Annotated in this window: 10 protein-coding genes and 1 tRNA gene; 5 read left to right on the forward strand and 6 right to left on the reverse strand. The window is 57.2% G+C overall.

Annotated features, from left to right (window positions below; all coding sequences use genetic code 11):
* Positions 1-70: 70 nt before the first annotated feature.
* Positions 71-817, reverse strand: coding sequence for an acetoacetyl-CoA reductase (gene phbB, locus RVM27_RS06470; protein WP_026001958.1), 747 nt, complete (start codon positions 815-817; stop codon positions 71-73).
* Positions 818-1,093: 276 nt separating this feature from the next.
* Here phbB and RVM27_RS06475 point away from each other — a divergent pair.
* Both RVM27_RS06475 and RVM27_RS06480 read left to right on the forward strand, forming a co-directional pair.
* Positions 1,094-1,170: transfer RNA gene (locus RVM27_RS06475), tRNA-Met, on the forward strand.
* Between the two features lie 103 nt (positions 1,171-1,273).
* Positions 1,274-1,819 (forward strand): HD domain-containing protein, encoded by a 546-nt coding sequence (locus RVM27_RS06480; RefSeq protein WP_498957614.1) that lies wholly within the window; start codon positions 1,274-1,276, stop codon positions 1,817-1,819.
* Between the two features lie 102 nt (positions 1,820-1,921).
* Here RVM27_RS06480 and RVM27_RS06485 read toward each other — a convergent pair whose 3' ends face one another.
* The 4 genes from RVM27_RS06485 to hsdR are packed head-to-tail and all read right to left on the reverse strand — an operon-like array spanning position 1,922 to position 9,882.
* Positions 1,922-3,424, reverse strand: coding sequence for a restriction endonuclease subunit S (locus tag RVM27_RS06485; protein WP_498957615.1), 1,503 nt, complete (start codon positions 3,422-3,424; stop codon positions 1,922-1,924).
* Positions 3,421-5,145, reverse strand: coding sequence for a class I SAM-dependent DNA methyltransferase (locus RVM27_RS06490; RefSeq protein ID WP_498957616.1), 1,725 nt, complete (start codon positions 5,143-5,145; stop codon positions 3,421-3,423). Before RVM27_RS06490 ends, RVM27_RS06485 begins: the two co-directional genes overlap by 4 nt.
* A gap of 23 nt (positions 5,146-5,168) precedes the next feature.
* On the reverse strand, positions 5,169-6,383 hold the full coding sequence (gene fic / locus RVM27_RS06495) for a protein adenylyltransferase Fic (RefSeq protein ID WP_446718565.1): 1,215 nt from the start codon (positions 6,381-6,383) through the stop codon (positions 5,169-5,171).
* A gap of 37 nt (positions 6,384-6,420) precedes the next feature.
* Positions 6,421-9,882 (reverse strand): type I restriction-modification system endonuclease, encoded by a 3,462-nt coding sequence (hsdR, locus tag RVM27_RS06500; protein ID WP_498957617.1) that lies wholly within the window; start codon positions 9,880-9,882, stop codon positions 6,421-6,423.
* A 350-nt stretch (positions 9,883-10,232) separates the two neighbouring features.
* On the opposite strand from hsdR, the gene RVM27_RS06505 reads away from it, so the two are divergent.
* From RVM27_RS06505 to RVM27_RS06515, 3 genes are all read left to right on the forward strand, one after another.
* Positions 10,233-10,613, forward strand: coding sequence for a helix-turn-helix transcriptional regulator (locus tag RVM27_RS06505; protein WP_498957618.1), 381 nt, complete (start codon positions 10,233-10,235; stop codon positions 10,611-10,613).
* Positions 10,614-10,829: 216 nt separating this feature from the next.
* Entirely contained in the window at positions 10,830-11,315 is a 486-nt protein-coding gene (locus RVM27_RS06510; RefSeq protein ID WP_498957619.1) for an opioid growth factor receptor-related protein, read from the forward strand.
* Positions 11,316-11,769: 454 nt separating this feature from the next.
* Complete coding sequence (locus RVM27_RS06515) at positions 11,770-12,714, forward strand: tetratricopeptide repeat protein (RefSeq protein ID WP_016915969.1); 945 nt, start codon at positions 11,770-11,772, stop codon at positions 12,712-12,714.
* A gap of 23 nt (positions 12,715-12,737) precedes the next feature.
* On the opposite strand, the gene RVM27_RS06520 is transcribed toward RVM27_RS06515, so the two are convergent.
* A complete protein-coding gene (locus tag RVM27_RS06520; RefSeq protein WP_016915968.1) occupies positions 12,738-13,901 on the reverse strand; it encodes a MalY/PatB family protein in 1,164 nt (387 codons plus the stop codon).
* Positions 13,902-13,923: the final 22 nt, after the last annotated feature.

Below are 13,923 nucleotides of genomic sequence, written 5' to 3' on the forward strand. Positions count from 1 at the left end.
GCAAATGGGAGGCGCATGGCCTCCCGTTTTTCACATCGCTCTTGTGAAGCGTCGTGCCTGACAGCAGGGCTTAGCCCATGAACTGACCGCCGTTGATGTCGATATTGGCGCCGGTAATGAACCCTGACTCCTTGTCCGCCAGGAACGCCACCAGGCGACCAATCTCTTCAGGTGTGCCGTAGCGCTTCACCGGAATGGTTTCGCGGATCGCCTCGCGCACCGGCTCGGGTATCTTCATGATCATATCAGTGGCGATATAGCCCGGCGACACGGTATTGACCGTAATCCCCTTGGTGGCCGTTTCCTGCGCCAGCGACATGGTCAAACCATGCATACCGGCCTTGGCCGCCGCATAGTTCACCTGGCCAAACTGGCCTTTACGTCCATTGATGGAAGAGATGTTGATGATCCGGCCGTAGCCATTCTCCAGCATCATCTCGATCACGCTGCGACACGTGTTGAATACCGTATTGAGGTTGGTATCAATGACTTGATACCACTGTTCGTAGGACATCTTTTTCATGGTGCCATCGCGAGTGATACCGGCACAGTTGACCAGCACACTGATGGGCCCATGCTTTTCGTGGATCTCGCGGGCACCTTCGACACAGGCATTGTGGTCGGACAAATCCACACCGGACAATGCAATGTTGTCATAGCCATCGGCCTGCTGCGCTTCCAGCCACGTCTTGGCCTTGTCAGGGTTGTGATACCCCGCCACTACCAAATAACCCGCATCTGCCAACGCGCGGCAGATTGCCGTTCCGATTCCACCAGTTCCACCAGTTACCCAGGCGACGGGGGCTTGATTGGCCATTGACTACCTCCCTGATATGACAAATGGCTTGGACTGTAAGCACTGTTATGGCGTCGCAAGCCACTTTGAATAAGCGCCTTCACGCTTTTTTCACTTACAGCACGCCGCGTGAATGTACAGACGGCCTGCTGACAGCATGCTTTTTATTATGCCTATTGAAAGCATAGCTATACTCTGGCCATGTTGCAGCACGATGACCATGACCGCCAGCATAAAAGCGTTTTATCGAAGGGGTTGACTTAGCGATAAAAATGCGTAGAATACGCCACACGTTGATGCGGGGTGGAGCAGTCTGGTAGCTCGTCGGGCTCATAACCCGAAGGTCATCGGTTCAAATCCGGTCCCCGCTACCAATATTTTGAAAGGCAGATCAGTTACTTACTGATCTGCCTTTTTTGTTGCCTGTCATTTCAAAAAGCTCTGTGCCCAAATTGTGCCCACACCGTGCCCAGGGTATTGGAACGTAAGGACCGTATCGAGGCGTTTCTGAATGCACCCGCCAGCGTGACCTACCACCACGCCTATGCAGGTGGGTTGCTAGAGCATTCGCTGAACGTCGCGAATAATGCTGTTGCCATGCTGCGCTTAAATGAGCCAGCTATGCCGCGCCTGATGCAGGAAACGTGCTTTGTAGCGGGGCTGTTGCACGATATTGGTAAGACGACTCGAAAGGCAAGCCTAACGGCTAACGCGGCGTGGAAGCTCTGTAGCCACGATGCGTTTACGCTAGAAGCGTGTGCCTATGGCCTTGCCTATTTAGACCAACATGAGCCTGATATTGCGATGACCTTACGCCATATCTGGACATGCGCTTCCCCGGGCGCGCGTTATGGCCAGCCAGCCGCCATGACACTTGCTCGTTACATTCGTGATGCAGATGGGCAAAGCGCCATGACAGATAACCAACAGCGTGCGTTTCGTAGCAAAAGCCAGTGGGGCTTTAGCCGGATTGGGCAAAACGTTTTCTGGCGGCCAGAGACACCTATGTTGCAGGCACAATAGCGCTAGAGAGTAGAAGCATTAGCCTGCCGCCGACGCTAACGCGTGGCGGCTTTTTTTATGCCTTACTTCGTCTGTCTTACAAACCCTAGGCGGGTCTACTGCTCATGCAGTGGTTCTCTTTTGACGGGTTTTCTTCGCTGGCTTCGATGCCGCCCGCTCCGCCTTGATCCGCGCCAGCAACGCCGCCGCACTGTTCTCCCCGCTGATCAGCTCCGGGTTGTCCTTGCGCCATTGCTCGGTGAGTTCGCCCCGGAAGGCCTTGGCCAGGATGGACTGGGTGAGGCTGTTGACGCGGGCCAGGGCGTTGTTGACCTGTTGCTCGATGCGGTCGGCGTGGGCGAAGAGTTGGTCTACTCGGCGGACGATTTCGGTTTGTTCCTCGAATGGTGGTAGTGGAAAGTCCATTGACTGCACTACTCGTTTATTCAGCGCTTTTTGGTTATTTCCGCCGCCAATCCGTCGGGTTTCTTCATACTGCTGGGTAAGGTAGTGATAGAGATAATCTGGAATCACGAACTCTTGTGGTACGCGCAACGCAGCGGTGTTTTGATTGTGGCAAGCGGGTATATCCGATATAGCTACCTGACCGCGCGTGCGTCCTTGGCCGATCATTGCGAGCATGATCGTTCCTGGGGGATGTATCGTTGTGGATGCGTTTGAAAGTCCGGTTTCAGTGATAGTCTCTTTCGTTGACGTAATCCTGCAAAAGGCAACCTCTGAACTGCTCACCCAGGGAATGTCCCCATTCCAATAATCCTCGCGACCTCGGCTTGGCGTTGATCCTACAAAGACGTTAAAAACTTGCCCAATACTTGTCATCAGCCAACTATCTGGGAGCTTGGGCCCAAAGTTAGGAGTCGCCGGTTCGGGTGCCGAGTATTTCTTGCCTGTGGTACGGCTTTGCTCTAGCCAATACTGTCGGATTTCAGCGGGGTCTGGGTGCTGGCTGTTAGGATTATGATTCCGCCACTCCTCCGTCAACCGCCCACTCACCGCCGCAGCCAGCACGGACTGACGGAAGCGTTTCAGGATTTGCGGGATGCGTTCGAGGCGGGCTTTGGTGTTTTCCACCTGGGCCAGCAGGGTGTCGAGTTTGTCGGCGATGACTTTTTGTTCGGCGAGGGGTGCAAGCGGGATCTGGATTTCATCAAAGTGCGACGGTTTCAGATTGTTGATATTTGCACCAGCCGAAAGTGAGGAGATTCGGTTTCTATATTCCAGAGAGTGTGTAAACCAAGCCAAGTAGGTTGGAATAATCTTCGACACAGGTCTCAGAACACCGCAGAAGGCACCAAAGCTGCCATCAAAATTCTCTTTTATTCTTGCGGTCTTGCCGACTACGGCTTTGCTTCCGCTGGACATTGCCACCACGATATCGCCTTTGAGCAGCCGTTGATGCGGCTTTACCAAATCGGAAGGCACATACACCAGATCCTTTGCGATGACATTCCCGCCTTGGATGTTGTTCGCTCTCAAAATGGCGAGGGAACCGGTAAACGGCTGATTAGAGGCTTGGGCCTTCTTGTATGTCACTCCTCTAATGATGGTGGTGACATCGCTGAGCGTTGATGAGGACCATTGAGGGGGCATTGAGCTTACTGTCATTTCACGCTCCCACTGATGGCCTCTGTTATTAGCACCCTCGCCCCATCAGCCTCCTCCTCAGCCCCCAACTCCCGCATCAACGCATCCAGCTCGCCCAGCGCCTGAACCAGTTCCCCCATGGCCTCACCCGCCAACACACTCGGCTCCGGCAGGTTGGCGGCATCCACACTGTCACTATCCTTCAGCCAGGAAATATCCAGTGAGTCGCCCTTGTGCTCGGCAATCCACTGGCGGCTGAAGCTGCGCCAGCGGCTGTGGCCGAGAATTGCTCCTGCATTCTCGGCACTTCCGCCATCCCTGGCGGTCGGGCAGCGTGGGTCGATGCCTGCGTTTTCGTCGCTGTGTTCCGGCAGTTCGATGTTTTCGGAATGGAAGCTGTATTCGCCCTCTTTGCGTTCGCTGAGCACTTTTGTGAAGGCTTCGCCAGTCGCTCCCGGCGTCCTGCCTCCCGCGACATTTGCACTTCCCTGTGCGGCATACACCGCTTCAAACGGCTTCAGGTGTGGGTCGCCAAAGGGGGTGCGTTTGCCGAAGCTGGGCATGTTGGTACGCAGGTCGTAGACCCAGACGTGTTCCGTGCAGTTCTCTTCCTGGTATTTGTCCTTGGCGCTGCCTTTGGTGAAAAACAGTACGTTGGTCTTCACGCCCTGGGCGTAGAAGATGCCGGTGGGCAGGCGCAGGATGGTGTGCAGGTTGCACTTGTTCATCAGGTCCCGGCGCACGTCGGTGCCCACGCCGGCTTCGAACAGCACGTTGTCCGGCAGCACCACAGCGGCGCGGCCACCGGGTTTGAGGTTGCGGTAGATGTGCTGCAAAAAGGCCAGCTGTTTGTTGCTGGTTTTGTAGGTCAGGTCGTCCCGGGTGATGCTGGCGTCGCCGCCCTTGCTGGTGCCAAAGGGCGGGTTGGCGAGAATCACGTCGGCCTTTTCCAGTCCGGCGCCGGTCTGGCCCAGGGCGTTGCCCAGGTGCACTACGCCTTCGGCGTCCCCTTCCATGCCGTGCAGCAGGCAGTTCATCAGCGCCAGGCGGCGGGTGCCGGGCACCAGTTCGATGCCCACGTAGGCCTTGGTGGTCTGAAAGGTTTTCGCTTCGGCCTTCAGCTCGTACAGGTCATCGGTCTGGCTTTTGATGTATTCGTGGGCGGCAATCAGAAAGCCTGCGGTGCCCGCGGCCGGGTCCTGGATGCGCTCACCCGGTTGCGGCTTCAGGCAGCGCACCATGGTGTTGATCAGGGCGCGGGGCGTGAAGTACTGGCCGGCACCGGACTTGGTTTCGTTGGCGTTCTTTTCCAGAAGGCCTTCGTACAGGTCGCCCAGGCCGTCTTTCTGGGCGCTGAACCAGTCAATCTGGTCCAGGGTTTTGATCATCTGTTCCAGATGGCGCGGCTCCCGCAGGCGGGTCTGGGCATCGGCGTAGATGGCGCTGATCAGCGGGTCGTCGTGTACCAGATTGCCGTCGCCGTCGTTGCCGGTGGACAGGCTGAGCAGGATGCGTTTGTAGTCGTTCAGCAGGTTGATGCCGGATTTGCCGTTCAGGTCGGTCCAGCGGCAGCCTTCCGGCAGCGGATGCTTTTTCAGGGTGCCGGCTTCGGTGTTCTCGTGCACCATCTTGATGAACAGCAGCAGCACCAGTTCGGTGACGTAGTCCGAGTAGTTGATGCCGTCGTCCCGCAGCACGTCGCAGAGGTTCCAGAGTTTTTGGACGATGTCGTTGTTGGTCATGTGTGTTCTCAAGGTTGCTGAATTCAGTGGTAAGGCTGAAGCTCGTTGCTATCGCTGGTCATCAGGCGTAGCAGGCGCGGATTGAGGAACAGCTTTTCGTTGCCTGCTGTTTTCTCCTGCAGTACGCCAATCTCGACCAGCTGTTTCAGGTAACTGGATGCTGTCTGCCGTTTGGCGATGTCTTTTTCTACCAGGTTGCTGATGCGGCAATAGGGCTGCTCAAAAATGGTCTGGACCAGTTCGTGGCTGTAGATCTTGGGCAGCGCTTGTCTGACATGGTCTTCAGTTTCAGTAATGAGCTTTCTCATGGCGGCGATCTTGGCGCAGGTCCAGGACGATACCTGCTCCACGCCGTTAAGCATAAAGATAATCCACTCCTGCCACTCACCGGTGCGGGTAACCTGGGTCAGTAGGCGGTAGTAATCGTTTTTGTGCTGAACTATGTAGCGGCTCAGGTAGAGTATGGGCAGGGTGAGTAGCCGCTGTTCGATCAGGTAAAGCACATTGACGATACGGCCGGTTCGTCCATTGCCGTCGTGGAACGGATGAATGGCTTCGAACTGGTAATGGCTGATGGCCATTTTGATCAGTGGGTCCGTGTCGTCGTCTGCATGCAGATAGTTTTCCCAGTTGGTGAGCAGGTTGCGAATAACCTCTTCACCAACCGGTGGGGTGTAGATGGTTTCACCGGTTGCCTGATTGCCAATGATGGTCCCGGGCACCTTACGTACATCCATATCCACGCCTTTCAGCGTGCTGCACACCTCTATAGCGGTGCTCGCGCACAGTGGTTTGCGCTGAAGATGGACGAAGCCCTCATAAAGGGCTGTGCGATATCGGAGCGCTTCTTTGGTGGCCGGATCGGCCCCCTGATCTTCCTGCGAAAACTGAAACAGTTTGTCGGTGGTGGTGACGATGTTCTCGATCTCGGAACTGTCTTTGGCTTCCAGCAGTGGCAGAAGGTTTATCAGCAGTGATTGATTCGGAATCAGTTCACCTGCCTGTTTAAGCTCAGCCAGAGCGGCCCGGGCGGGAATGCAGGCTTTGAGGATGCCCAGAGTCTCGGTCACTTCTTTGGCAGGCGGAAGCGGCGGTAACTGGTTGTAAGGCTGATCCGGTCGCCAGGCCATGTTTAAATTCCTTGAAAATTTCGACAATGGTGTGTGTTTTGCGCAGTCTATGTTTATGCGGTAAACATAGCAATGATCTGTGTCGAAAAAATACTGAAAAATCGACACAGGTTAAACCTATGTCGATTCCATAAACATGGCATTCTCAAGCACTCCGCTCCGGCCACATCGCCTCGTTCAATTCCTCCAGCACGGTATCCAGCTGCTCTCCCAGCACCTTGTTCATCTGCTTCGCCCCGCCATCGTCGGCAAAGCGATGGTTTACAAACTCCCGGTCGATGATCACTTCGTGCACCAGCTGCTTGGCCAGGCGTTCCAGCCATTTGCGCTGGTTTGGGGTCCAGCTGTGCTGGGTGTAGATTCGGTCCATGGCTTCGGCCACGCGCTGTTCGAAAGGAACCAGCGGCTCGCCCAGGGCGGCGCGGCGGATGTAGCCGATGATGCTGGCAGCGATGTCTTTGTTGGTCTGGTTGCGCACGGCGCTTTGCAGGCGGGCTTCGGAGTAACCGTGGTTGTCCAGCAGCAGTTTTACTTCCCGTAGCTGTTCGCGGGTGAGGTCACGGGGTTTGTTGACCACCACGGCCAGCGCGGCGGACTGGTTGAGTTGTTGTTTGATGAACTCGTTGAAGCTGTCCAGGTAGTCTTCCGGCTTGTCATGCTCGCCGTAGCTCTGGATACGTTCGCGGATTTCGTCGTCGTGGTCGGAGATCAACGGCATGTAGTCGCTGCCAACCAAGGATTTCACCTCTGCTAACTGGCCCAGCAGGCCGCTGTGCTGCTTGATGAACTCGGAGGCCTGGCGGGGGCCGAGCTGGTGCAGGTGGGTGTGCAGGGATTTGGGTTCCACACCCCAGCTCTGGTGCAGTTCGTCCAGTTTCTGTTTCAGTTCGGGGCGGTTCTCGGCTTTGTTGTCGGCCTTGCGCAGCACTCGCATAAGTTTCTGGCTGAGCTGGCTGAGTACCACATCGGCCTGGCTTTCATCGGGTTGTTCACCGGGGCTGTTGAGGGCCTTTTCCAGTTGCTCGTCGTCGGTGAGCTCGTCCACCAGTTGTTCCAGGGTGATGTTGGGGTCTTTCACCAAGGGCTTCATGGTGTTCACATCCTGCAGGGCAGCGTAGATGTCCACCGGGTCGTAGATGCGGAACACGGTTTTGCCGATCTCGTCGCAGCGGCGGGTGGCGCGGCCGATCATCTGTTCATACAGGATGCGTGAGCGCACGCGGCGCATGAACACCAGGTTGCAGATGCGCGGTACGTCGATGCCGGTGGTGAGCAGGTCCACGGTGATGGCGATGTTGGGGTAGCGTTCGTTCTTGTAGCGGCGGATAAGCTGGTCCACCTTGTCGCTCTGGCCGGTGATCTTGGCCACGGCGGCTTCGTTGTACTGGCCGTTGTAGAGATCCTTGAAGGCATCGTCCAGCAGGCGTTTGACCATATCCGCGTGCAGGTCGGTGGCGCAGAAAATCATGGTCTTCTCATCACCAAACGGGTCCAGCTCCTGTACCAGCTGTTCGCAGATCACCCGGTTGAAGTTCTCGTTGATCACCCGGCGGTTGAAGGCCTCGACCTCGAAGGTGAGCTCGTCTTCCAGCTCGGTGGTGTCCACTTCTTTGGTCTGGGTATTTAGCACGGTGACGGAATCGCCTTTCTCAAAGGTGATGCCGTTTTTGGTGAGCAGGGTTTCGTAACGTATGGGCGGTTCATGATCGATCAGCCAGTCATCCGCCACGGCTTCCCGGTAGGAGTAGGTGTACACCGGTTTGCCGAAGATTTCGCTGGTGTGCTTGGCCGGGGTGGCGGTGAGGCCGATTTTCACCGCATCGAAGTAATCCAGTACCCGGCGGTAGCTGGACAGGTACTGGCTGGTGTCCCGCAGGGCCAGTTCGCCTTCGGTCATTTCCTGGTCCAGGGTGTAACCCCGGTGGGCTTCGTCGATGATGATGCAGTCGAACTGGTCGATAGGCGGCGGGTTGTCGCTCATAAAGATACGTTTCACCATGGCCTGCACGGTGGCCACCTGAATGCGGGTTTCCGCTTCAGCGGCCATGTCGCCCAGCTCGGCAACGTTGTAGATCTTGCTGAGGGTGTGGTTCTGTTCCAGCGGTGCTTCGTTGAAGGCGTCGATGGCTTGCTGGCCCAGTGCGGTGCGGTCTACCAGAAACAGGATGCGGTGAAAGCGTTCGGCTTTCAGGAAACGGTACATCAACCCGATGATGGTGCGGGTTTTACCGGTGCCGGTGGCCATGGCCAGCAGCGCGGTGCGCACGCCACGGGCCAGTGCGTGTTCGGTGGCGACAATGGCGTTTTGTTGGTAATCCCGCAGTTTCAGGTAGCCGAAAGGCTCTTCCTTTAACAGCTTCTCGGCGTTTTCCTTGTCCCTTTCCAGCAAATCCAGCAGGCCGCCCGGGGTGTGGAACTGCGGCAGTGCCCGGCGCAGGTTGCTGGGTTCGCGCACATCCCGGAACCAGGTGCCGGACTGTTCCGCCAGTTGCGGAATATAGGGTCGACCGTTGCAGGAATACACAAAGGGCACGTGGTAATGGCCGCTTTCATCGGCAGGCCAGGCGATGGTACGGCCCATCAGTTCCCAGGCGCCGACTAAGGGTGCGTCTACCTTGAAGCCTTTGCTGTAACGTTCGGCCTGGCGGATTTTGCCGGCGACGTTGGTGTTCTCTTTCTTGGCCTCTACCACTGCGATGGGCGTAAGGCCTGCAAATAGCACGTAATCGGCCCGGCCCTTCTTGCCATTGTGATTGGTGGGCCATTCGGCAATCGCGCGATAGGTGCCTTTCTCCGGGCGGGCGCCTTTCTGGAAGGTGATGTCCTGGCTGTCTGCTTCCCAACCGGCGTCCTGCAATTGCTGGTCGATGAGAATGCGGGTGAGTTCTTCGTTCAGTACCAGAGTATCCGTGGCGGCCTTGGTTTGCTTGGCCACCTGCTGGCGCTGTTGATTAACGGTTTGTTCGCCCTGCTCCGTGAGCTTCTGTTGCAGCGCTTTGATCTTTTGCTCGTAGGCCTGCTGCTGTTGGCTCAGGGCCTGTTCGTGCTGGCGGGCCTGTTCCGCCAAAGCGCGGGATTCTTCGTCCATGGCCACGGCCAGGGCTTCGTATTCCGCCTTCTCTTTTTCGATCAGCTGGCTGAGCTGCTGGCTGCCCTCCAGCGCCATGTTGGCGTGTTGCAGATCGTGGCGGAGTTTTTCGATGTCGCTCTGGAGCTGGCGTAGCTGGGCGCTGGGGTCGGCGGGCGGTACGAAGGGGCCGGGTTTGAAGCTGGCACCGGCTTTGCCAAAAGAACGGTGAAACCAGATGGCCAGGGCCCGTGCCACTTTCAGGCCATCCATGGCTTCTTTGTGTTGGGTGCGGAACTGGTGAGTGGCTTTGTTGCCTTCAATCCGCAGGATATGGAACAACTCTTTGATCTGCGGTTCCAGCCGCAATTCCCGGTTCAGGCGGTAAAGAAGCTCCGACTGGCTGGTTTGTTCGTCACATTCGATACCGGAGAGCGCAGCCAGATGTTGAGCAAGCGCTTCGCCTAGCTGGCGGAGTTTGATAAGGGTAGTGTTAGGGTCGCTGGAGAAAGCCCCCTCAGCAGCGGATGCCAACTGCACAAAAAGCGCGTCATGCTCGGCTAGGAAACTAAAATTTGTTGAGATTTGGTCGCTGACTCGCACAAACGGCTCCATGTCATCTGCATTTAGCACTTGCTAAGAAAGATTCAGCTTTCAGCATTATGCTACTAATCAATGGACTTTATCAGGGTGGTGCGAAATGACCACCCATAACGCAGCTAAATATACAGAACACTTAATTCATCAGCAGTGCTGCAGGGACAAACCAACCCATAGTTAATGGCGTCACCAAAACATCGTTAGCAACCTGAAAGAGTCGCCACAGCGCCACCTATCTGTTAGCGCATGTGGACGGGTTCAGGGACCTGCGCCAGTTCGCCCTTCACCGAGTGAAGCTGGCAACATTAAGTCATCAGCCCTGGCAGGCGCAGCACGATTTTGACATCGATGAGTACATCCAGGGCGGTGCGTTTGGATACCGTCAGGGGCCAAGCGATGTGGTTCTGGAAGCTGACATTACCAGATCCGTAGCGTGGCTATTACAGGAAACACCGCTGTCAGACAAACAGTCGATAGAAGCATTGCCGGGCACTGACAGTTGGTATCGGCTAACCGCCCATGTACCGGATGACCAACAAACTCTGTGGTGGCTGATGGGCATGGGGCCAAATATCAAGGTCCTTGCTCCTGATGTGTGGCAAGAAACGATCAAAACCAACGCAGAACAGATGCTGGCACATTACGCCACCGAACACTCTGCACCGTCATGAACAGCTTTTACTCCCAGGTTCTGACATACATGTTTTCCGCATGCGGAAAAAGCCACGACTTATCGTTTCTACACAAAGGAGGGTTACCATGCTCTATTTTGCTTACGGCTCCAACATGGCTACCCAGCGTTTAACAGATCGCCATGCGCGCGAGACGGCGTTATACGCGACGACAGAGCTCACTATGGAGGCTGTCTAATGGATAACGATACGCGCTTGATCGATTTTTACAGTGGCGAAGGCCTGGACCATAAAGGTCGGCGTCTAGAGGATATTTGGGCGCTGTCGTCCTTTTGGCTAGAACACACCCACGACTATATTCAGTGGCTGTTCCCTATTCCTGAGGCGGGCAGGTTTAACGGCTTTGCGCCCCTTTTAACACCCACCGTGCAAGCTGCCTTTCAAGAAAGCGATGTTATGCGCCAGCACCAGCAGCAATCGCTAACGGTGATGCTTGATTTTTTTGGCCTCGCCCGGGATGGAAACGGCATCGTTGCTCAACCAACGTTAGCGATACCGACGCACATCTGGCTGAAAGCCGGTGGCCATAACCATTTACGCATCACGCGTATCATTCGGTCACTGGCGCTGTGTCATCAGCCAGGCCTCGCACGCACTTTTCAGCAAGCCGTCATCGAGATTGGCACCCAGCAGGGGATGGTCGCTGATACGTCCATCCAATATTGGCGGGAGGCGCTTTAGACCAGCTTAAACGGCTCAATGTCTCTAAAGATGCCTGTTGGGGTCATGTCACGGCGAAGCGTAAACACCTCAACAGCTGCCACCGGATCGACCTGCTCTAGCAGATCAAAGTGGATTCGTTTCCACTGAGTCCGGGTGACCTTGATACTGTATAGGTACTGATCGCGTGTACCGCCTGTAGTGGGATCGACCACCTGACGATACCCGGATACCCGAGCTTCTTGAACAGAGGGCAAACGTACAAACACGGCACCAAGCACACGAAAGGCAATGCCATGAACATGGTCTCGATGCAGTTTCCTCTGCCGTGTAGCACTCTTCTTTCGAGGATCGGCTTTTTTGTGCGCATCACTTATGCAGCCAACGTTTTATTTCCAACGCATTGCTTGAATCCTCCACCTCACGCCTGCATATCCAAGGGTAATCCCTTTTTCACGCGATGCAGAGTTTACCCATGTCGATTATCGATCCCCGCACCGGCAACCCTTTGACGGCCGACCCCGCGACCAGCAAGAGCACTGCTGCACAGGGCGAGCGCCCCTCCGTTACTCGCGAAGAGGTCATTATCGAGCTGAACGCGGGCAATATTCAGCAGGTGTTGGAAGCGTCCATGCAGGTACCTGTGCTACTGGATTGCTGGGCTCCCTGGTGCGAGCCGTGCAAAAACCTGATGCCGGTGCTCGAGAAGCTGGCCGTCGAGTATGCCGGGGCATTTCTGCTGGCCACGCTGGACGTGGAAGCCAACCCGGAAATTGCCAGCCAGCTTGGCGTGCGCTCGGTGCCAGACGTAAAACTGGTAAGCCAGGGGGGCCTGGTGGATAGCTTTCAGGGGGCGTTGCCAGAGAAAGAAGTCCGCGAGTGGCTCAATCGCTACTTCCCTGCCCCCGGTAACGCACCGCCCAGCCCTGAAGAGCAGGCAGAGGAAGCCTTGGGCGCCGGCGACGCCGCTGGCGCACGGGAGATCTACCAAACGCTGATGGGCCAATATCCCGAGCACTACGCGTATCAGGTAGGTTTGGCCAAAGCGCTGGTCGCTGAAGGCCGTGGTGACGAAGCGCGCAGTGTGTTGGACAATTTGCCGCCAGAGGAGCGCGATGCGGCACCGGCCCGTGGCGTGCGCGCCAGCATCGAGTTCAGCGAGCAGGCGCTTTCAACCGAAGAGATCGCCGCGCTGGGTGATCGTACGGACAGCGAAGCGCAGTACCAGCGGGCGCTGCGCCAGGTGGCCGATGGCCAGTACGACGCAGGCCTGGAAGCCCTGCTAACGCTGATGAAGCAGGACCGCGCCTATAACGACGACGCGGCCCGCAAAACGCTACTGCAGGTGTTCGATGCGCTGGGAGCCGACCACCCGTTGACGGTCACCTACCGCCGCAAGCTGTTTGCCCTACTTTATTGATGCTGCACAGTCGGCACAGCGCATCACGCGTTTAACAGCGTATCCATGCGTGACAACGCCGCTTCCAGCTGGGAAGCGGTGGTGCCAAAATTGAGGCGCACGAACCCCGGGCAACCAAAAGCCGCACCGTCCGATAGCGCCACGCCTGCCTGCTCCAACAGCACCTGAGCGGGCGACGCCCCCAGTCCCGCCTCACGCATATCCAGCCACGCCAGATAGGTGGACTCTGGCGCGCTCATCGAGACACCCGGCCACGTGGCCACGCGTGCTTCCAGCGTTGCCACGTGGCTGCGTAGCACCTCCAGCAACGCCTGCCGCCACGGCTCCCCGTCACGGTAGGCGGCCTCGGCAGCCACCAGGCCCAGTACATTGCCATCGGGCAAGAACCCTTTGGTGGCCGTGGCAAAGCGCTCTCTCAGTTCGGCATCGGCGATGACGGCACAGGCGCTGGTCAACCCGGCCAGGTTGAAGGTTTTGGACGGTGCCCACAGCGTGATGGTGCGCTTGGCCAGGGTGGGAAACATGGCCGCCAACGGGCGATGCGTGTCGCCCTCTCTCAATAGCAGGTCACAGTGCAGTTCATCCGAGACTACCCACAGGTCATGGCGCTCCACCAACGCTGCCAGGGCCGCCAGTTCTTCTGTGGACCAGACGCGCCCCGTGGGGTTGTGGGGATGGCACCATAGCAGCAGCCGCGTTTGTGGGGTCATGGCCGCTTCCAGCGCGGCAATATCCAGTGTCCAGGGCTCGCCAGGGGCGGCGGGCTCGGCTAACATCGCCTGCTGTGCCACGCGCCCCGTACGGGCAGCCACCGCCATGAAGGGGGGATAGATCGGGGCGACCGTCAAGATGCCTTCGCCTGGCTGGGTCAGCGCCATGGCGGCAAAGTGCAGCGCCGGCACCACGCCTGGCAGCCACTGCTGCCAGCTCGGCTCAATCGTCCAGCCATAGTGCTGGGCGCTCCATTGGCAGAGGGCATCGGTCAAACTGGTGGGCACTTCGCCGTACCCATAGACGCCGTGTTCGACCCGTGCCTGAAGCGCGTCTATGACGGCAGGGGGTGAGCGAAAGTCCATGTCGGCCACCCACAGCGGCAACACGTCAGCACCAAAGCGGTGCCATTTTTGGGATGCATAACCTCCGGCAGGCGCGCGTCGCTCAACAGGCGTGGCAAAATCGAATGCCATGATCGGTCTCACTTATGTTTAC

This window comes from Halomonas sp. KM007, assembly GCF_050709225.1.
GTDB lineage: Bacteria > Pseudomonadota > Gammaproteobacteria > Pseudomonadales > Halomonadaceae > Vreelandella > Vreelandella hamiltonii.

What these genes read in the sequence shown, in the direction of transcription:
- RVM27_RS06490 (WP_498957616.1), bottom strand. Translation starts at nt 5,145, where the DNA reads ATGACCAACAACGACATCGTCCAAAAACTCTGGAACCTCTGCGACGTG.
- RVM27_RS06485 (WP_498957615.1), bottom strand. Translation starts at nt 3,424, where the DNA reads ATGACAGTAAGCTCAATGCCCCCTCAATGGTCCTCATCAACGCTCAGC.
- RVM27_RS06515 (WP_016915969.1), top strand. Translation starts at nt 11,770, where the DNA reads ATGTCGATTATCGATCCCCGCACCGGCAACCCTTTGACGGCCGACCCC.
- RVM27_RS06520 (WP_016915968.1), bottom strand. Translation starts at nt 13,901, where the DNA reads ATGGCATTCGATTTTGCCACGCCTGTTGAGCGACGCGCGCCTGCCGGA.
- phbB (WP_026001958.1), bottom strand. Translation starts at nt 817, where the DNA reads ATGGCCAATCAAGCCCCCGTCGCCTGGGTAACTGGTGGAACTGGTGGA.